Here is a 20,415-nt window from a genome sequence, read left to right as displayed (position 1 = left end):
AATTAAGTTTTTTCAATAAAAAACACCACTATTACACCATCTGCTGGCAAAATTCATTTTAGTACGCTATATACATACAGACTAATTATGCCATATTTCTTTTAAAAACGTAATACTATTCAATTGGAGTTTTGTTTGGAGTCCCAGGTTTCCTTGGGTATTTTTTCGGTGTAGCCTTTTCCTTATTAATGATTAATATATTCCGTTCACTTTCTTCCTTAGGAAGTGTAAAGGAATAAGATTGTTGCAATCTTCCGCCAAGAATGGCTATCGCTTTTTTTCCTACATCTAATTCTTCCCTGGCACTTGCACCTTTCATCGCTACAAATGTGCCGCCTGTTTTCACAAGTGGCAGGCATAGTTCACTAAGAACGGAAAGTCTTGCGACAGCACGAGCAGTAACAACGTCGAAGGTCTCACGATATTCTTTTTTCTGACCAAATGTTTCTGCACGATCATGGATTAATTGAATATTCTTCAATCCAAGTTCTTTCGATAAATGCTCTAAAAAGCCAATTCGCTTATTAAGAGAATCGACAATGGTAATCCTTAATTCAGGAAAGGCAATTTTAATCGGCAGACTCGGAAAACCTGCACCTGCTCCTACATCACATAAGTGAAATGGCTGATTAAAATCAAAATAAAAAGCAGCAGTAATAGAATCGTAAAAATGCTTTAAATAAACTTCTGACTTATCTGTAATAGCGGTTAGATTCATTTTCTCGTTCCATTCCACTAATATCGAATAATACATCTCATATTGTTCAATTTGCTGGGGCGAAAGGTTGATTCCCTTCGCTGCCAGCGCTTCTATAAATTGTTCTGTATTCATTTGCTATTCCTTTCCTGATACCTTGGCAATTCGTCCTTGCTCAATATAAACAAGCAAAATCGAAATATCAGCAGGGTTCACACCAGAGATTCGAGAGGCTTGCGCAATGGATAATGGCATGACTTCTTTTAAGTTATGTCTTGCTTCCATCGCAAGACCTGTAATAGCATCATAATCAATGTTATCAGGGATTTTTTTGTCTTCCATTTTCTTTAATCGTTCAACCTGCTGAAGCGACTTCTCGATATAGCCTTCATATTTAATTTGAATTTCCACTTGTTCTTCAACTTCATGATCGAGCTTTTCTTCACCAGGAACGAGCTTCCAAATATGCTCATATGTCATTTCTGGTCGTTTCAAAAGGTCCGATGCCCGAATTCCATCTTTTAATTCACTACCGCCTTGACTATTAATTAACTCTTGAACATCCATTGACGGTTTAAGGATAATACTTTTTAACCGCTCAATTTCTGCTTCAATCAATTGTTTCTTAGCAAGAAATTTTTTATAACGCTCTTCACTAATAAGACCGACAGAATATCCAAGCTCTGTTAATCGTAAATCAGCATTATCATGGCGCAGCAATAAGCGATATTCAGCACGTGAAGTCAGCAAGCGATATGGTTCCTGTGTTCCTTTTGTAATTAGGTCATCAATCATAACCCCAATATAGGCATCCGAACGGCTCAGAATAACCTCTTCTTTTCCTAAAATGTTCATAGCGGCGTTAATCCCTGCCATAAGACCCTGTGCAGCTGCTTCCTCATAGCCGGAAGTACCATTAATTTGCCCTGCTGTATATAAATTTTTTACCTTTTTCGTCTCTAATGTAGGCCATAGCTGAGTCGGTCTAACAGAATCATATTCAATCGCATATCCTGCACGCATCATTTTAGCGTTTTCCAAGCCTGGAACACTGCGGAGGAGGTCATGCTGAACTTCCTCTGGCAAGCTTGTCGATAAACCTTGAACATAAACCTCTTGCGTATTCCGCCCTTCCGGCTCTAAGAAAATTTGGTGACGTGGTTTATCATTGAAACGAACCACTTTATCTTCTATGGATGGACAGTAACGTGGCCCTTTCCCTTTAATCATTCCTGAATACATCGGGGACCGGTGTAAATTGTCTTCGATTATTTGATGTGTTCTTTCACTTGTATACGTAAGCCAGCACGGCAGCTGATCTGTAATAAATTTGGTCGTTTCATAAGAAAAAGCTAGCGGCGTATCATCACCAGGTTGAATTTCTGTTTTACTATAATCAATTGTGTGACTGTTAACACGTGGAGGTGTACCTGTTTTAAAGCGTTCAAGCTCAAAACCGATTTCCTCAAGATGCTCAGAAAGCTTAATAGATGGCTGCTGATTATTCGGACCACTTGAATACTTCAGCTCCCCTAATATAATTTCTCCCCTTAAAAATGTCCCTGTCGTTATAATAACAGCTTTCGATTGATAGACGGCACCTGTTTTTGTAATAACCCCTTTACAAACACCATCCTCCACAATCAATTGCTCAACCATACCTTGTATAAGCGTTAGATTCGGTTCATTTTCAAGTGTCTTTTTCATTTCATGCTGATACATAAACTTATCAGCTTGTGCTCTTAATGCCCGGACTGCTGGGCCTTTCCCTGTGTTCAGCATACGCATTTGGATATAGGTTTTATCTAGATTTTTAGCCATCTCCCCACCCAAAGCGTCAATTTCTCTAACTACGGTCCCTTTTGCTGGTCCTCCGATTGACGGATTACATGGCATAAAAGCAACCATATCTAAATTAATGGTGACAACTAATGTCTTTGCTCCAATACGGGCGGACGCAAGGCCAGCTTCACAGCCTGCATGACCTGCCCCGACGACAATGACATCATATGTTCCAGCTTCATATGGCATGATGCTGCCTCCTTTTTTTATTTCTTGTATTGGTTCCTTCGCTTTTCTATTTGTCTAGCTGCAGCGCCTACCCCCTCGAGGTCACAAGCCAATCCTCTCATAAAGGTAAAAAACACCTTTCTGAGAGGCTCGACTTGTGCTTGTCGGGGGTGTACAAGGCGCTTCCGCTTTTCTATTTGTCTAGCTCCGAGCGCCATCAGCTCGAGGTCTTAAGCCAATCCGTCATGAAGGTAAAGTACGACCTTCACGCCGGCTCGTCTTAAGCTTGAGGCCCGCAGGAAGAGGGTCATGCAGACGTTGCCACAGGACGTGGCGTACTTAGTCTGCGTTCCTTGAATAAACAGGCGCTCTCCGCTTTTCTATTTCCCTAAGCAGAATTGGGAGAATAGCTGATCGATCAAGCTTTCATGGACGCTATCTCCAATTATTTCTCCGAGAAGTTCCCATGTTCTAGTGTAATCAATTTGGACGATATCAATTGGTGTTCCCATTTCAACAGCCATAAGAGCATCTTCCATCGCATTAAATGCTTGATTCAATAAGGCGATATGACGTGAATTGGATACATACGTCATATCCCTCGCTTCGATTGAGCCTTCGAAAAATAGAGAAGCAATTGCTTCTTCTAGTTCGTCTACTCCTTTATCTTCTAGTAAGGATGTTGAAACAAGCTTATGTTTTTGTGAAAGTTCTTGAACACGGTCCATATCAATCTGCTGCGGCAAGTCTGTTTTATTGACAATGACTATAACATCCATACCCTCAACAGCTTTAAATAAATTCACATCTTCCTCAGTTAAAGCATCCGAATAATTAAGAACAAGCAAAATAAGATCCGCTTCTTTTAATACTTGCCGGGATCTTTCCACACCGATTCGCTCCACGATATCTTCTGTTTCACGTATTCCTGCCGTATCCAATAATCTTAATGGCACACCACGAACATTCACATACTCTTCAATAACATCACGTGTCGTTCCTGGGATATCCGTAACAATTGCTTTATTTTCTTGTACAAGACTATTCAATAATGAAGATTTCCCTACATTCGGACGCCCGACGATAACCGTTGATAAACCCTCACGTAAAATTTTCCCCTGATGAGATGTACGGAGCAGTTTTTCAATTTCCTCTTTGACATAGGTGCCCTTCTCTAATAAAAGCTGATGGGTCATCTCTTCAACATCATCATATTCAGGATAGTCAATATTCACTTCTACATGTGCAAGCGTCCCTAAAATTTCCTGCCGCAGCTTATTAATAAGCTTTGAAAGGCGCCCTTCCATTTGACCTAAAGCGACATTCATTGCTCGATCGGTTTTTGCCCGAATTAAATCCATCACTGCTTCCGCTTGCGATAAATCAATCCGTCCATTTAAGAAGGCTCTCTTCGTAAATTCACCTGGCTCTGCAAGTCTTGCTCCATTACTTAAAAGCAGCTGAAGCACCCGGTTAACAGATGCAATCCCACCATGGCAGTTAATTTCAACTACATCCTCTTTCGTAAAGGTTTTCGGAGCCTTCATAACCGACACCATTACTTCTTCAGCAATTTCATTTGTCTTCGGATCAATCATTTGGCCGTAGTGAATAGTATGTGACGCTACCACTTTAAGCCTTTTTCCTCCAACTCCTCTAAACATCTTGTCCGCTATAGCGATGGCATCATCACCACTCAACCGCACAATAGCAATGGCTCCCTCTCCCATTGGTGTTGATATCGCTGCAATTGTATCAAACTCCATTCCATTCCACCTCGTTTCATTCAAAGCTTTTATCTACTAGCTAAAAATTTCATTATTTATTTCTCCAAATTAATAGAATATCACATGCCTTTTTTTTAGAAAACAAGTATGACTTTTTTATAAAAAATTTGATGAAGCCCAAAACTTGTCCACAAGATTAACTTTTTTTAGTTTAAGGTTCTTTATCCACAACCACCAAGAATAAATATGTTTTATTTTAACTTATCCACATGTGAATAACAATAATAGCTACGATTTCTTCCTATACCCTTTTATTTGCCAAAAAAAGAACCCAATCAAATGATTGGGTTCCTAACATTTATTTATTTGGCGCAATCACAAGATGGCGATGCGGATCATTTCCACTGGAAAAAGTTTTTATCTTCTTATTCTCTGCCAGAGCCGTATGAATAACCTTACGTTCATAGGATGGCATCGGCTCTAAAGCCACATTCTCTCCTGTTTTAATTGCCTTTTGTGCAAGTCGTTCCGCTAGCTGAATAAGCGTTTCGCTGCGTCTTTTGCGATAATCCTCTGCATCGAGCAAAACGTTCAAATATTGATCTGAATAACGATTCATAACTAGCTGTGTTAAATATTGTAATGAATTTAAAGTCTGTCCTCTTTTTCCTATGAATAAGGCTATTTTATCCCCTGAGAGAATAAATTGGATGTTCCTTCCATCATTTATTTCTTCAATTTCAATTTGAGCACCCATTTTTTCACTTATTTCTAAGAGAAACTTCTTACCTTCTTCAATCGGATCTTGCTTCTTTATAACTTTAACAATTGCAGGTCGTGAACCAAAAATTCCAAAAATGCCCTTTTTACCTTCATCGACAATAGTAATATCTGCGCGATCTTCGGATGTCTGTAACTGAGCTAGAGCAGACTTTACTGCTTCATTGACGGTAGTCCCCGTAGCAGTTACTTGTTTCACTTTTTTGCTCCTCCTGCTTTACCCGTTGCTGTCGCTTTCAGCTCCGGACCTTTAATAAAATATGTTTGAACAATCATAAAGATATTACCTACTACCCAGTACAATGAAAGTGCTGCCGGGAAGTTGATGGCAAAAACGATGATCATAATCGGCATCAACCAAAGCATCATAGCCATTTGCGGATTTTGATTGGCAGTTCCTGCCATCATCATCTTTTGCTGAATGAAAGTTGTAACACCTGCGATGAGCGGCAATAAATAAATTGGATCTGGAGCACCAAGCTCAAACCATAAAAATGAATGAGCCTTGATCTCTTGTGTTCGAGAAATCGCATGGTAAAACCCCATTAAAATTGGCATCTGAATCAATAATGGGAAACATCCAGCTAATGGATTTACACCGTGCTGTTGAAATAATGCCATCGTTTCCTGCTGCAGCTTTTGCTGCGTTTTTTGATCCTTTGAGCTGTACTTTTCTTTTAATTTTTGCATTTCAGGCTGTATTGCCTGCATTGCCTTCGAGCTTTTCGTCTGTTTAATCATTAATGGAAGCAAAACTAGGCGAATGGTAATTGTTACGAGAATAATCGATAAGCCGTAGTTGCCTCCTGTAATTTCTGCAACCTTTATTATAAAAAGTGAAAGCGGATATACAATGTACTGATTCCAAAAGCCTTCGCTCTGGGATGTAATCGGCTGATTAATTTCTGAACAGCCTGACAGCAGCGCCATCACAAAAATTAAACCGAATACTAGAAGTATTCTTTTCTTCAAACGGTTATTCCTCCTTACTACTATGGAAATTGTATATGAAAAATGTATCTCCTCATTTATCCCCTTCTGAAAAGCTATGATCACTATACTAATTCAGAAGATTGTGGAAAAACAAACTTAAATACATAGTAACATTTTTAAAAGATCATGTCTTTTATAAAGGAAATTTATTAATCGTTGATTTTTGATTTCATTATCGGATTTAAAAATATGACTATTTATCATTATTGCCAGGCATTTGTTTAGTCAAAACCTTTGAAATCTTTAATACATGCATGAGACTCTTTTTTATTTCATGAAATCCCATATCAGCAACTGGCTTTCGCGCAATAATAATATAATCATATTGATTATGTATCTCATGTTCCAGCTCATGAAAAGCCTGACGAACATATCGTTTGATCTGATTTCTTGTTACAGCGTTTCCAATCTTTTTGCTCACTGAAAGACCAATCCGAAAATGCTCTTGATCTGGCTTTTTAAGCGAGTACACAACAAATTGCCGATTTGCAAAAGATTTTCCTTTTTTAAAGGCTTCTTGGAATTCTTTATTTTTTTTTACTCTAAATTCTTTTTTCATGACCTTTACCTACCCTTTCATAGAAAAGCGTAAGCTCACTTACAATGGAAAAAATAATATCTATTAGATTATGGAAAAAAAGACCACTGACGTTTCAGTGGCCTAAGCAGATAATACTTTTCTTCCTTTACGGCGGCGACGAGCAAGGACGTTACGTCCGTTCGGAGTGCTCATGCGGCTGCGGAATCCATGAACCTTACTTCTTTTACGTTTGCTTGGTTGGTAAGTTCTTTTCATTATATGACACCTCCCTGAGGAATAGCTGTTAAAGACAGTCTTACTAATTATAAAGATGTAACTAGAAAGTTGTCAACTGGAAGAATATCGTATGCGCCTTGATCAGACTCAGACCTATCTAATTTTTTTTTAGCCCTGCGTCTATTAGATGTGGGCGCTGCAAAAGCCTCATTTGAAGCTAGGCAGTTTTCTATTCAAGAAAGCTATTCATATTATTCTAAATATCCACCTAGAAATTTTACCCTCTTTTTAAAGCTATGTCACTTAAAAATTTGTTTATTAAAAAAGTAATTTTCTCCAATTATTTGTTATTACTTCACTGTGTGGATAATTTTTCGACATGTTTTTTATTATCCACAGCACATATTTACAGCTTTTTCACACAATCAATCCTTGTGGACAATTTAAGTCCACAGGCTCTTATGCTTGTGGATAAAATCTGAAAAAACGTTGCACCTCTTAGGAATATCTGTTATCATATTTGTGTTTTCACACTTAATAATTCTATGTGCATAACTTCATTATCCACAGATTGTGGATAACTTGTGGATGAGTTATTCTAAGAGGTTGTAAAACCTTGTCCACAGATAGTGGATATTGTCGAAATCCTATTTTTCTTCCTTATTATATGTTTTTCCACATACACAGGCTTGTATATTTATAAAAATATAGGTTGTACTGGTGGTATAACCTATATTTTTTTTGGATGTATCATTCTAAAGCACGATATTTAGGGATGGTTGACCTAAGGACTAAGGGGGCAATATCCCGTAAAAGCACGATCAGTGAGAATGGAAAGCAGACAAAAAAACTTGGTGTCCAATGCTACGCGTCTGCACTATCAAGTCCTTTGAATCGAATCCCTCTGCTGATTGAAGTTTTACTTTATCGCAATGTATGAATGCTTTACATCCAAAGTTTCATTTTCTTTAATAGCAAAAAGCAAAGGAGGGCTTTCAATTGGAGAACATTGCGGATCTTTGGAATACAGCTCTTGCCAGCATCGAAATGAAAATAAGCAAACCAAGTTATGAAACATGGCTGAAGTCGACAAAAGCGCACTCTCTTAAAAGTGACAGCTTAGTGATCACAGCGCCAAATGAGTTTGCTCGTGACTGGCTAGAAGAACGTTATTCCCAACTGATCTCTGGAATTCTCTACGACATTACTGGAGAAGAATTAGGAGTAAAATTTATTATTCCTCAAAATCAAAGCGAAGAAGGATTGAATCCCTCAAATCCGCCAAAAAAGCTAGACAAAGAGGAAGAGCATCCTGAATTGCCTTTAAACATGCTTAATCCAAAATATACTTTTGATACGTTTGTCATTGGTTCAGGAAACCGCTTTGCTCATGCTGCATCATTGGCTGTAGCTGAGGCACCAGCTAAAGCCTATAATCCATTATTTATTTATGGAGGGGTAGGTCTAGGGAAAACTCACCTTATGCACGCTATTGGCCATTATGTTTTAGATCATAATCCATCAGCTAAAGTAGTTTATTTATCATCAGAAAAATTTACCAATGAATTTATTAATTCGATTCGTGACAATAAGGCTGTCGATTTTCGCAATAAATATCGAAAAGTAGATGTCCTTCTTATTGATGATATTCAGTTTTTGGCCGGAAAAGAATCAACTCAAGAGGAATTTTTCCATACTTTTAATACATTGCATGAGGAAAGCAAGCAAATTATCATTTCAAGTGATCGTCCGCCAAAGGAAATACCTACACTTGAAGATAGACTTCGTTCAAGATTTGAATGGGGCCTCATTACTGATATAACACCACCTGATCTCGAAACAAGAATCGCTATTCTCCGCAAAAAAGCGAAGGCTGAAGGATTGGATATCCCAAATGAAGTAATGCTTTACATCGCTAATCAAATTGATTCCAATATCCGTGAATTAGAAGGAGCTCTTATTCGCGTTGTCGCGTATTCATCCTTAATTAATAAAGATATCAACGCCGATTTAGCAGCTGAAGCCCTTAAAAACATCATCCCAAGCTCAAAACCTAAGGTGATCACCATTCTAGATATCCAGCGCGTTGTCGGAGAACACTATCATGTTAAATTAGAGGATTTTAAAGCGAAGAAAAGAACAAAATCAGTTGCTTTTCCACGGCAAATCGCTATGTACTTATCAAGAGAGCTTACAGATTTTTCTTTGCCAAAGATTGGAGAAGAATTCGGTGGAAGAGACCATACCACAGTAATTCATGCACATGAAAAAATATCAAAATTAATACAAACAGATACTCATTTCCAAAAACAGATTAAAGAAATTCATGAAGTACTAAAAGTATAGTGTGCATAACATCATAGAGGTTACACACAGTCTGTCCACATGTGGATAGACTGTATTTCCTTTCAAAAATGCAGTTATCCACATGTTAACAAGTCCTACTAGTACTTCTAGTATTTTTAAAAGAAAAATATATACTAAAAATATATAAAAAATGCTCAAAACGGAGGATTAAAAAATGAGATTTATAATCCAACGGGATCGTTTAGTTCAAAGCGTTCAAGATGTAATGAAAGCAGTAACGAGCCGTACAACTATTCCAATATTAACTGGTATCAAAATTGTAGCGACATCAGAGGGAGTAACATTAACAGGAAGTGATTCTGATATTTCGATTGAATCATTTATTCCAAAAGAAGAAGACGGAGATGAAATTGCAGAAATTAAACAAACTGGCTCCATTGTACTTCAAGCGAAGTTTTTTAGTGAAATCGTGAAAAAGCTGCCAACTGACTCTGTTGAAATTCATGTAGAAAATCAATTGCAAACAATCATCCGTTCAGGTAAATCGGAATTCAAATTGAACGGCTTAGATGCGGAAGAGTATCCTCTGTTACCACAAATAACAGAAGAAAATGTGATTAAAATTCCTACAGATCTTTTAAAAGCTATGATTCGTCAAACTGTTTTTTCAGTGTCCACCTCAGAAACACGCCCAATCTTGACAGGTGTAAACTGGGGGGTAGAAAATGGTGAATTAACCTGTATTGCAACAGATAGCCATCGCTTAGCTTTAAGAAAAGCGAGCATCGAGACAGAAACTGCTGAACACTATAATGTCGTTATCCCAGGAAAAAGCTTAAACGAATTAAGTAAAATATTAGACGATACGAATAAATTAGTTGAAATCGTTATTACAGAAAATCAAGTTTTATTCAAAGCGAAACACCTTTTATTTTTCTCTAGATTACTAGAAGGAAATTATCCTGATACTTCAAGACTTATTCCAACGGAAAGCAAAACAGATGTTGTAGTGAACACGAAGGAATTTTTACATGCCATTGATCGTGCTTCTTTATTGGCTAGAGAAGGAAGAAATAATGTCGTTAAATTTACAACAAATGAAGATGAAGTGATTGAAATATCCTCAAATACACCAGAAATCGGACATGTTGTTGAAGAGCTACAGAGTCAATCAATTGAAGGAGAAGAGCTAAAGATATCCTTCAGTGCTAAATTCATGATTGACGCACTAAAAACACTGGAAGGATCAGAAATTAAAATAAGTTTCACAGGTGCGATGAGACCATTTGTTATTCGCCCCATCAATGATAATTCCATTCTCCAGCTCATATTGCCAGTAAGAACCTATTAGAAATTTATGCAGAAGAAGAGCTGCCAGATCAAGCTGGTAGCTCTTCATTTTTAAAGGAACTTGGCTTCAACATTGAGGAGTGTTAAAGCTTTTCTTTGTATATTAGTCAATTATTTAGTAAAATAAAGTATTAGATCCCATTCTAGAAATTGTTGATTTTCAAACAATCAGAAAGAGTGACAATATGACAGAAATTAATATAGACACCGAGTATATTACATTAGGTCAATTACTTAAGGCTGCAGATGTTATCCAGTCAGGCGGAATGGCTAAATGGTTTTTAAGTGAATATAAAGTATTTATTAATGGCGAGCAAGACCAAAGAAGAGGAAGAAAGCTCCGTACGGGAGATCAAATAAACATTCCAGGCTTTGGTTTGTTTGTTATTGTTTAAAGAAAGTAGAGAGTTATATTTAAAAGGATGTAGCGTCCATGCATATAGAGCATTTGCTGTTAAAAAATTATCGTAACTATAATGAGCTAGAGGTAAACTTCGAAAATAAGGTGAATGTGATTTTAGGAGAAAATGCACAAGGGAAAACAAATGTCATGGAATCAATCTATGTTTTAGCCATGGCAAAATCGCATCGAACCTCAAATGATAAAGATCTTATTCGCTGGGACGAAGAGTATGCTAAAATAGAAGGTAGGGTCCGAAAAATAAGCGGATCATTGCCTATGCAATTAGTGATCTCTAAAAAGGGAAAAAAGGCAAAATGCAACCATATTGAGCAGCAAAAATTAAGCCAATATATTGGAAATATGAATGTTGTCATGTTTGCACCAGAGGATCTTCATCTTGTAAAAGGCAGCCCTCAAGTGAGACGACGTTTTATTGATATGGAAATTGGTCAAGTATCTCCCGTTTATTTGCATGATATAAGCCAATATCAAAAAATTCTTCAGCAGCGCAATCACTATTTAAAGCAGCTGCAAATGAAAAAGCAAACAGACCATACGATGCTTGAAATATTGACAGAACAATATATACAGTGTGCAGTAAAAATCATCTCAAAGCGCTTCGAATTCCTTCACCTGCTAGAAAATTGGGCGAAACCGATTCATGAGGGAATATCAAGGGGGCTAGAATCATTGAAAATCCAGTACAAGCCGTCCGCTGATGTATCAGAAGATCAAGATTTGTCGAAAATGATAAATGTATATGAGGATAAATTTGGTAAAATAAAGAATAGAGAGATAGAACGTGGTGTAACGATGTTCGGACCTCATCGAGACGATCTACTCTTTTATGTTAACGGGCGTGATGTGCAAACCTTTGGATCCCAGGGGCAGCAAAGAACAACCGCTTTATCTGTTAAGCTTGCTGAAATAGAACTCATTCATGCAGAAATTGGCGAATATCCACTTCTCCTTCTAGATGATGTTCTATCTGAGCTTGATGATTACAGACAATCTCATCTGCTAAATACAATCCAAGGGAAGGTACAAACCTTCGTCACAACGACAAGCGTAGATGGAATTGATCATCAAACATTAAAGGAGGCTGCTACTTTTAAGGTGGAAGCCGGGAGCATGATAAAGATTCAATGAGGTGAGCCTTTGTACATCCATGTTGGAGAAGATATTTTAGTTCAGTCCAAAGATATTATTGCCATTATTGATAAACAAAGTGTCAGCTCTTCTAAAACGATAGAAGAGTTTTTAGAACGTCAAAAGCACACTATCATTAACCTCTCGAAAGGGTCATACAAATCAGTGGTTATTACCACAACGGAAATCTATTTTTCCCCATTGGCTTCAGGTACATTAAAAAAGCGTTCCAATAGATCAACAATTCAAGAATATTAAAAGATAACAGTTTGGCGTTACAAGAAGACAAGCACGCCAAGCTTTTTTATAAATTATTGATATTGAAGTAATGCATATGAAAGTGTAGGTGATCGATGTGTCAATGGAGCAAAAGGCTGTGCAGGAACAGTCCTATGATGCGAATCAGATACAGGTTCTAGAGGGTCTTGAAGCAGTAAGGAAACGTCCCGGAATGTATATAGGCTCTACGAGTGGGAAAGGTCTTCACCATCTAGTATGGGAAATCGTAGACAATAGTATTGACGAAGCATTGGCCGGATATTGTTCAGAAATTAATGTGTGCATCGAGAAAGATAATAGTATTACCGTAATTGATAACGGACGCGGAATCCCTGTGGGTATTCAGGAGAAAATGGGTCGTCCAGCTGTAGAAGTCATCATGACTGTCCTCCATGCAGGAGGGAAATTCGGCGGTGGCGGATACAAGGTATCTGGTGGTTTACACGGAGTGGGTGCATCAGTTGTAAATGCACTTTCTACAGAATTAGAAGTTTATGTTCATCGTGATGGACATATTCACTATATAAAATTTGAACGCGGGGTTGTATCTGAGGAACTAAAGATTATCGGCGAGACCGATCACACAGGATCCACGATTCATTTCAAGCCAGATCCAGAAATTTTTACAGAAACAACTGTATATGAGTTTGAAACGTTAGCAAATAGAATTCGAGAATTAGCCTTCTTAAATCGTGGACTCAAAATTACAATTGAGGATAAACGAGAAGAAAATAAAAAACTTGAATACATGTATGAGGGCGGAATAAAGTCATACGTTGAGCATTTGAATCGTTCAAAAGAAGCCCTTCACGAAGAACCGATTTATATTGAGGGTGAGCGGGAAGGAATTAATGTTGAAGTATCTATTCAGTACAATGATGGCTATACAAGCAATATTTATTCCTTTGCCAATAATATTAATACCTATGAGGGCGGAACCCATGAAGTCGGCTTCAAAACTGCCCTAACAAGGGTCATTAATGATTATGCCCGTAAAAACGGTATATTTAAAGATAACGATGCTAATTTGTCTGGTGAGGATGTTCGCGAAGGGTTGACGGCGATTATTTCGATCAAGCATCCTGATCCTCAATTTGAAGGGCAGACCAAAACAAAGCTAGGAAATTCGGAAGCAAGAGCTATTACTGATACAGTTTTCTCAGAAGCATTAGAAAAATTCCTGCTAGAAAATCCGACGACAGCTCGTAAAATCGTTGAAAAAGGACTTATGGCTGCAAGGGCAAGAGATGCTGCCAAAAAAGCGAGAGAACTAACTAGAAGAAAAAGTGCGCTTGAAGTATCAAGTCTGCCAGGGAAATTATCAGACTGTTCTTCTAAGGATGCTTCTATTTCAGAATTATTTATTGTTGAGGGTGACTCTGCCGGTGGATCTGCTAAGCAAGGCCGCGATCGCCACTTCCAAGCGATACTCCCATTAAGAGGGAAAATCTTGAATGTCGAGAAGGCACGGCTCGATAAAATTCTATCCAATAATGAAGTTCGTGCCATGATCACAGCTGCTGGTACAGGCATTGGTGAAGATTTCGATATTTCAAAAGCGAGATACCATAAAATTGTGATCATGACGGATGCGGATGTCGATGGTGCACATATACGTACTCTATTATTAACATTCTTTTACCGTTATATGAGACAAATAATTGAAGCTGGTTATGTATATATTGCACAGCCACCTCTATATAAAGTACAACAGGGTAAAAAAATCGAGTATGCCTATAATAGCTCACAGCTTGAAGAAATTCTTGCAAATTTATCAAGTCAACCTAAGCCGAATATACAACGGTATAAAGGTTTGGGAGAAATGAACGCAGGACAGCTTTGGGAGACAACAATGGATCCAGAGACAAGAACCCTGCTGCAAGTAAGTCTTGAAGATGCAATTGAAGCAGACGAAACTTTTGAAATTCTAATGGGGGATAAAGTAGAGCCCCGCCGTCAGTTCATTGAAGAAAATGCTTTGTATGTAAAGAATTTAGATATATAAGAAAAGCGCAAGCGCCTTCGGAACAATCAAAGTACAGATTGTTACTGCGATGATTACTCTATGGAGCTTTCCGTAGTGCTCACCCTAAGGCAAGCATAAGACGGGCCGACAGGAAGGTTGTTCTTTAACCTTCTTGGCGGACTGGCTTATGACCTTGAGGTCGACAAAAACGCGACGTCCTTGTCGCATTGTCGACACTAGTACGTCCTGTACTTCGGGGGTAGGCGCTGGAGCTAGACATTTCTCTAACTCGAGAAAAGTTATACTTTTTTATCTTTTTAGTAAAACCAGGATAAATCCTGGTTTTCTAAGATTCATGCACAAAAAAAAAAATGAACTGTAGGAAGTTTCACTTATTAAGGGAGGTTCTTTAAATGGCTGAAACTCCGAAGCCCCAAGTAAAGGAAAGAAATATTAGTGAGGAAATGCGTGAATCTTTCCTTGACTATGCTATGAGTGTTATTGTTTCACGTGCTCTTCCTGATGTGCGTGACGGTTTAAAGCCAGTACATCGCCGTATTTTATATGCGATGCATGATCTTGGAATGCATTCTGATAAGCCGTATAAAAAATCAGCACGTATCGTTGGGGATGTAATAGGTAAATACCATCCTCATGGTGACTCAGCAGTGTATGAAACAATGGTGCGGATGGCCCAAGATTTTAACTACCGTTACATGCTTGTAGATGGACATGGGAACTTTGGTTCTGTTGATGGTGATTCTGCAGCTGCAATGCGTTATACGGAAGCACGTATGTCGAAAATCTCAATGGAACTCTTAAGAGATATTAATAAAGATACCATTGACTTTCAAGATAACTATGATGGAGAAGAAAAAGAACCAGTTGTTTTGCCTGCTAGATTCCCTAATCTATTAGTGAATGGTACATCTGGAATAGCGGTTGGAATGGCGACAAATATCCCACCACATCAGCTAGGAGAAGTGATTGATGGGGTTTTAGCTGTGAGCAAGGATCCTGATATTACGATCCCAGAGCTAATGGATATTATTCCTGGACCAGATTTTCCAACGTCAGGTATGATTCTAGGAAGAAGCGGTATTCGTAAAGCTTATGAAACTGGAAAGGGCTCGATCACTTTAAGAGCCAAAGTAGAGATAGAACAAAAAGCAAATGGTAGAGAAACAATTATTGTTAATGAAATTCCTTACCAAGTTAATAAAGCGAAATTAATTGAGAGAATTGCGGAACTCGTTAGAGAAAAGAAAATTGATGGCATATCCGATCTCCGTGATGAATCAGATCGTGAAGGTATGAGAATTGTCATTGAAGTCCGAAAAGATGCCAATGCTAGTGTTTTACTGAATAATCTTTATAAGCAAACAGCCATGCAAACGAGCTTTGGGATTAATATGCTAGCGTTAGTAGATGGTGAACCAAAGGTATTAAACTTAAAGCAATGCTTGGCGCATTATCTTGACCATCAGAAGGTGGTTATCCGCCGCAGGACAGAATTTGAATTAAGAAAAGCGGAAGCTCGGGCTCATATTTTAGAGGGCTTACGGGTTGCTCTTGATCATTTAGACGAAGTAATTACTCTTATTCGCAGTTCCCAGACAGCGGATATTGCCAGAGAGGGTCTCATAACTAAGTTTGACCTTTCAGAAAAGCAAGCACAAGCGATTCTAGATATGCGTCTTCAACGCTTAACAGGATTAGAACGAGAAAAAATTGAAGAAGAATATGCAAACTTAGTGAAATTAATTGCAGAACTTAAAGCAATTTTAGCGGATGAGGAAAAAGTACTTGAAATTATCCGTGAAGAATTACTTGAAATTAAAGAAAGATTTAATGATGAGCGCCGCACTGAAATTGTTGCGGGAGGAATTGAACAAATTGAAGATGAAGACTTGATTCCTCAAGAAAATATTGTCATTACTTTAACACATAAAGGCTATATTAAGCGTCTGCCAGTATCCACTTACCGAGCTCAAAAACGCGGAGGCCGCGGGATTCAAGGTATGGGAACAAATGAGGATGACTTTGTAGAGCATTTAATAACAACATCTACTCATGATACAATTCTATTCTTTACGAATAAAGGAAAAGTTTATCGGTCTAAGGGGTACGAGATCCCAGAATTTAGCCGAACAGCAAAAGGGATTCCGATTGTTAACCTGCTAAGCGGAATTGAGAAGGATGAATGGGTTAACGCCATTATTCCTATAGAAGAATTTGTAGACGATTGGTTCTTATTCTTTACAACGAAGCAAGGTATTTCTAAGCGATCTCCTCTTACTTCATTTGCTAATATTAGAAACAATGGATTAATTGCATTGAATCTAAAAGAAGATGATGAATTGATTTCTGTCCGTCTAACAGATGGAAATAAAGAGATTATTATTGGAACAAGCAAAGGTCTTCTTATTAGATTCCCAGAAGTGGATGTTCGTTCTATGGGACGTACAGCAACTGGTGTGAAGGGAATTAATTTGAGCGATGGCGATGAAGTAGTAGGAATGGAAGTATTAGAAGAGAATTCCCAAATATTAATCGTTACGAAAAATGGTTATGGGAAACGGACTCCTTCCGAAGAATACCGCATTCAAGGACGAGGCGGAAAAGGGATTAAAACATGTAATATTACCGAGAAAAATGGAAATCTTGTATCAATGAGAGCTGTAACTGGAGAAGAAGATCTGATGCTCATTACAACAGGCGGGGTCCTTATTCGTATGGCTGTCGGCGATATTTCCACAATGGGACGTAACACACAAGGTGTAAGACTTATTCGTTTAGATGAAAATATCAATGAGTTTGTAGCCACCGTGGCGAAGGTTGAAAAAGAAGAAGATAAACCTGAAGAAGAGTTAACAAAACCATTAGAAAACGCTGAATCACTTCCTCTAGAAGCTGAAAACGAGGAAGAATAAGAATAATAATTAGAGGGACACAAAATTTGTGTTCCTCTTTTTTCACGAAATGGGGTAGGATAGGATTAAGGACTCATGACATTTGGGGTGGAAAACTGTGCGTGTGCGAGTAAATGAATTGCAAGAAGGATGTATTTTATCTGAGGATGTATTCAGCTTAACGATTCGTCCAATTATTGACAAAAAGACAGTACTTTCGAATGAATTAATAGAACTATTAAAGGTATTTCTTATTGATTCTGTAGCAGTTGAAAGCTTAATGGTCAACGGTAAAACTTTTAATCCAATAGAACCATTGGACGAAGGAAAAAGTAAAACAATAATAATAGTACCGGAGCAAGAAGCAGAATTAAGAGATATGTTTCTTATTGGAGTTCAAAAATATAAAAAAGAATTTAAAAATTGGCAATCTGGTTTGCCTATTGATATTTCAAAAATCAGAAATATTCTGATTCCCCTAATTGAGAAATCAGAATCCTGTCCATCTGACCTATTCTATTTACACCATTTATCTACAAATGAAGAATATTTATTTCAGCATTCAGTTGCTGTCGGGCTGTTAAGTGCTTTTATAGGAAGAAAATTAAAGTTTAGTAAAGGAGATATAGTCCAGCTAGCTCTCGGAGGATGCTTGTCAGATGCAGGAATGGCCAAAGTAAAACCATCGATCCTGCTTAAAAATTCTATATTAACTTTACAGGAATTTGATGAGATTAAAAAACATCCAGCTTACAGCTATAAAATGGTTCAAAATATATCCATTTTAAGGGAAAGTACAAAGTTAGGTATATTTCAGCATCATGAAAGATTAGACGGAAGTGGATATCCCTTTGGAGAACAAAGCAGTAAAATAAATACATTCGCAAAAATTATTGCCGTAGCTGATACATTTCACGCCATGAGCAGCAATAGGCTTTACCGAGGAAAACAATCTCCATTCAAAGTGCTAGAAATGATGCTGCAAGATATGTTTGGAAAATATGATATTGCAGCTATGCATGCAATAGGATCTGGCTTTATGACTTTCTCAATAGGAAGCAGTGTAAAGCTTTCTGATGGGCAAATTGCAGAAATTCTTTTTATAGAAGAAAAATCACCAACTAGGCCTCTTGTGAAAATTAATAATACAGAGGAAATCCTGAATTTAGTGAAAAATCGTCAACTATATATAGAAGAAGTATTGCAATAGACCGTTAAAATGCGGTCTTTTTTTTAATAAGGCGATACGAACACTTTTAAAAAAACACTTGAAAAAGGATTATTATCCTGATATACTTATCCAGGTCAGCAAAAGAAAATGAGATTCTTTAAAAAGAATTTATTAAAAAAGTGTTGACGTAATATATGAAAAAATGATATATTAATAAAGTCGCTTCTGAGCGATGGTATTAATAGAAACATTGTTCTTTGAAAACTGAACGAACAAAAACGTCAACGTTAATTCTTTTAGTCTTTTTATTAAAAAGATACTATGAGCTAATCAACTCACAATTTATTGGAGAGTTTGATCCTGGCTCAGGACGAACGCTGGCGGCGTGCCTAATACATGCAAGTCGAGCGGACTTGTGAGAGCTTGCTCTCGCAAGTTAGCGGCGGACGGGTGAGTAACACGTGGGCAACCTGCCTGTAAGACTGGGATAACTTCGGGAAACCGGAGCTAATACCGGATAATTCTTTTCTACACATGTAGGAAAGCTGAAAGATGGCTTCGGCTATCACTTACAGATGGGCCCGCGGCGCATTAGCTAGTTGGTGAGGTAACGGCTCACCAAGGCAACGATGCGTAGCCGACCTGAGAGGGTGATCGGCCACACTGGGACTGAGACACGGCCCAGACTCCTACGGGAGGCAGCAGTAGGGAATCTTCCGCAATGGACGAAAGTCTGACGGAGCAACGCCGCGTGAGTGATGAAGGTTTTCGGATCGTAAAACTCTGTTGTTAGGGAAGAACAAGTACCGTTCGAATAGGGCGGTACCTTGACGGTACCTAACCAGAAAGCCACGGCTAACTACGTGCCAGCAGCCGCGGTAATACGTAGGTGGCAAGCGTTGTCCGGAATTATTGGGCGTAAAGCGCGCGCAGGTGGTTCCTTAAGTCTGATGTGAAAGCCCACGGCTCAACCGTGGAGGGTCATTGGAAACTGGGGAACTTGAGTGCAGAAGAGGAAAGTGGAATTCCACGTGTAGCGGTGAAATGCGTAGAGATGTGGAGGAACACCAGTGGCGAAGGCGACTTTCTGGTCTGTAACTGACACTGAGGCGCGAAAGCGTGGGGAGCGAACAGGATTAGATACCCTGGTAGTCCACGCCGTAAACGATGAGTGCTAAGTGTTAGGGGGTTTCCGCCCCTTAGTGCTGCAGCTAACGCATTAAGCACTCCGCCTGGGGAGTACGGCCGCAAGGCTGAAACTCAAAGGAATTGACGGGGGCCCGCACAAGCGGTGGAGCATGTGGTTTAATTCGAAGCAACGCGAAGAACCTTACCAGGTCTTGACATCCTCTGCCAACCCTAGAGATAGGGCGTTCCCCTTCGGGGGACAGAGTGACAGGTGGTGCATGGTTGTCGTCAGCTCGTGTCGTGAGATGTTGGGTTAAGTCCCGCAACGAGCGCAACCCTTGATCTTAGTTGCCAGCATTCAGTTGGGCACTCTAAGGTGACTGCCGGTGACAAACCGGAGGAAGGTGGGGATGACGTCAAATCATCATGCCCCTTATGACCTGGGCTACACACGTGCTACAATGGATGGTACAAAGGGCTGCGAGACCGCGAGGTTAAGCGAATCCCATAAAACCATTCTCAGTTCGGATTGCAGGCTGCAACTCGCCTGCATGAAGCCGGAATCGCTAGTAATCGCGGATCAGCATGCCGCGGTGAATACGTTCCCGGGCCTTGTACACACCGCCCGTCACACCACGAGAGTTTGTAACACCCGAAGTCGGTGGGGTAACCGTAAGGAGCCAGCCGCCTAAGGTGGGACAGATGATTGGGGTGAAGTCGTAACAAGGTAGCCGTATCGGAAGGTGCGGCTGGATCACCTCCTTTCTAAGGATATATAGAAGTATT

15 protein-coding genes and 1 rRNA gene are annotated in these 20,415 nt (G+C 38.9%); 9 read left to right on the top strand and 7 right to left on the bottom strand.

Annotated elements, in window-relative coordinates; translation table 11 throughout:
- Positions 1 to 115: 115 nt before the first annotated feature.
- The 7 genes from rsmG to rpmH all read right to left on the bottom strand — a co-directional run bounded on the left by rsmG (position 116) and on the right by rpmH (position 7,003).
- The gene (rsmG, locus tag KHA94_RS06420) at positions 116 to 832 is read right to left on the bottom strand and encodes a 16S rRNA (guanine(527)-N(7))-methyltransferase RsmG (protein ID WP_213101344.1); all 717 of its coding nucleotides are present in this window, start codon (positions 830 to 832) and stop codon (positions 116 to 118) included.
- Positions 833 to 835: 3 nt separating this feature from the next.
- Positions 836 to 2,728 carry a tRNA uridine-5-carboxymethylaminomethyl(34) synthesis enzyme MnmG gene (gene mnmG / locus KHA94_RS06415; protein WP_213101343.1) on the bottom strand — a complete coding sequence of 631 codons (1,893 nt, stop codon included), beginning with the start codon at positions 2,726 to 2,728 and terminating at the stop codon, positions 836 to 838.
- Positions 2,729 to 3,087: 359 nt separating this feature from the next.
- Entirely contained in the window at positions 3,088 to 4,473 is a 1,386-nt protein-coding gene (mnmE, locus tag KHA94_RS06410) for a tRNA uridine-5-carboxymethylaminomethyl(34) synthesis GTPase MnmE (RefSeq protein ID WP_213101342.1), read from the bottom strand.
- A gap of 319 nt (positions 4,474 to 4,792) precedes the next feature.
- The gene (gene jag, locus KHA94_RS06405) at positions 4,793 to 5,413 is read right to left on the bottom strand and encodes an RNA-binding cell elongation regulator Jag/EloR (RefSeq protein WP_213101341.1); all 621 of its coding nucleotides are present in this window, start codon (positions 5,411 to 5,413) and stop codon (positions 4,793 to 4,795) included.
- The gene (spoIIIJ, locus tag KHA94_RS06400) at positions 5,410 to 6,186 is read right to left on the bottom strand and encodes a YidC family membrane integrase SpoIIIJ (protein WP_213101340.1); all 777 of its coding nucleotides are present in this window, start codon (positions 6,184 to 6,186) and stop codon (positions 5,410 to 5,412) included. The genes jag and spoIIIJ overlap by 4 nt, the downstream gene beginning before the upstream one ends.
- Before the next feature lie 214 nt (positions 6,187 to 6,400).
- Positions 6,401 to 6,766, bottom strand: a complete 366-nt coding sequence (gene rnpA, locus KHA94_RS06395) for a ribonuclease P protein component (RefSeq protein ID WP_213101339.1) — start codon at positions 6,764 to 6,766, stop codon at positions 6,401 to 6,403.
- A gap of 102 nt (positions 6,767 to 6,868) precedes the next feature.
- Positions 6,869 to 7,003: a 50S ribosomal protein L34 gene (gene rpmH / locus KHA94_RS06390; protein WP_053478303.1), complete on the bottom strand. Its 135-nt coding sequence runs from the start codon at positions 7,001 to 7,003 to the stop codon at positions 6,869 to 6,871.
- A 960-nt stretch (positions 7,004 to 7,963) separates the two neighbouring features.
- Here rpmH and dnaA point away from each other — a divergent pair.
- The 9 genes from dnaA (at position 7,964) to KHA94_RS06345 (ending at position 20,394) form a co-directional block, all read left to right on the top strand.
- Entirely contained in the window at positions 7,964 to 9,310 is a 1,347-nt protein-coding gene (dnaA, locus tag KHA94_RS06385; protein WP_213101338.1) for a chromosomal replication initiator protein DnaA, read from the top strand.
- A gap of 175 nt (positions 9,311 to 9,485) precedes the next feature.
- The gene (gene dnaN, locus KHA94_RS06380) at positions 9,486 to 10,622 is read left to right on the top strand and encodes a DNA polymerase III subunit beta (RefSeq protein ID WP_213101337.1); all 1,137 of its coding nucleotides are present in this window, start codon (positions 9,486 to 9,488) and stop codon (positions 10,620 to 10,622) included.
- A 184-nt stretch (positions 10,623 to 10,806) separates the two neighbouring features.
- A complete protein-coding gene (yaaA, locus tag KHA94_RS06375) occupies positions 10,807 to 11,016 on the top strand; it encodes a S4 domain-containing protein YaaA (protein WP_213101336.1) in 210 nt (69 codons plus the stop codon).
- Positions 11,017 to 11,054: 38 nt separating this feature from the next.
- The gene (recF, locus tag KHA94_RS06370; protein WP_213101335.1) at positions 11,055 to 12,173 is read left to right on the top strand and encodes a DNA replication/repair protein RecF; all 1,119 of its coding nucleotides are present in this window, start codon (positions 11,055 to 11,057) and stop codon (positions 12,171 to 12,173) included.
- A 9-nt stretch (positions 12,174 to 12,182) separates the two neighbouring features.
- On the top strand, positions 12,183 to 12,431 hold the full coding sequence (gene remB / locus KHA94_RS06365; protein WP_213101334.1) for an extracellular matrix regulator RemB: 249 nt from the start codon (positions 12,183 to 12,185) through the stop codon (positions 12,429 to 12,431).
- A 103-nt stretch (positions 12,432 to 12,534) separates the two neighbouring features.
- Positions 12,535 to 14,457: a DNA topoisomerase (ATP-hydrolyzing) subunit B gene (gene gyrB, locus KHA94_RS06360; protein WP_213102226.1), complete on the top strand. Its 1,923-nt coding sequence runs from the start codon at positions 12,535 to 12,537 to the stop codon at positions 14,455 to 14,457.
- Positions 14,458 to 14,831: 374 nt separating this feature from the next.
- Positions 14,832 to 17,351 carry a DNA gyrase subunit A gene (gene gyrA, locus KHA94_RS06355; RefSeq protein WP_213101333.1) on the top strand — a complete coding sequence of 840 codons (2,520 nt, stop codon included), beginning with the start codon at positions 14,832 to 14,834 and terminating at the stop codon, positions 17,349 to 17,351.
- Positions 17,352 to 17,448: 97 nt separating this feature from the next.
- Positions 17,449 to 18,540, top strand: a complete 1,092-nt coding sequence (locus KHA94_RS06350) for an HD-GYP domain-containing protein (protein WP_213101332.1) — start codon at positions 17,449 to 17,451, stop codon at positions 18,538 to 18,540.
- A gap of 303 nt (positions 18,541 to 18,843) precedes the next feature.
- Positions 18,844 to 20,394, top strand: a 16S ribosomal RNA gene (locus KHA94_RS06345).
- The last annotated feature ends 21 nt before the right edge of the window (positions 20,395 to 20,415 follow it).

The organism is Cytobacillus citreus (assembly GCF_018343665.1).
Taxonomy (GTDB): domain Bacteria; phylum Bacillota; class Bacilli; order Bacillales; family Cytobacillaceae; genus Cytobacillus; species Cytobacillus citreus.
This window is presented reverse-complemented; position numbering and strand designations above follow the sequence as displayed.